Annotated in this window: 1 protein-coding gene; it reads left to right on the top strand. The window is 46.9% G+C overall.

The window, feature by feature from the left end; genetic code table 11:
- Nucleotides 1-188: hypothetical protein (locus ACI77I_RS32225; protein WP_407000258.1), on the top strand; the 188-nt coding region annotated here is incomplete at its 5' end.
- Nucleotides 189-384 lie beyond the last annotated feature (196 nt).

The following is a 384-nucleotide window of genomic DNA, read 5'->3' as shown; positions in this document are numbered from 1 at the left end:
TGGTGGTGGCTGTTCTGGCGGCGATGCAAGTGTGTTTGATCTCGTTGATCCGTATCGCCGAGGTATTCGCTGACAGCGTAATCAATGAATGGCAAGTGATTGCCATAGCGGGTATTGCATTGAGCATGTTCAAAGTGTGTCAGCTATGCGTTGAAAATTTAAGTTCAAGTCGCAATAACGCCGCCTAGTAATCAAGGGTGCGGCCGGGTCGCGTCCCGTTTTGGCTCAAGACTGTCGGTATATTTGACTTGTTGAGTTGTTATCCGTTTAGGCAGCATGCACTTGCGACAGTCGTATTATTAAACTTAAGGAAGTGGCATGTCGGAGTTGCTTTATTACGTTGCCGCTACCATGGATGGCTACATTACTATTCAACAACACAAG

The sequence above is a fragment of the Pseudomonas sp. D47 genome, assembly GCF_045447305.1.
Taxonomy (GTDB): domain Bacteria; phylum Pseudomonadota; class Gammaproteobacteria; order Pseudomonadales; family Pseudomonadaceae; genus Aquipseudomonas.
The sequence above is the reverse complement of the archived record's forward strand: the minus strand, read 5'-3'. Positions and strand labels throughout refer to the sequence as shown.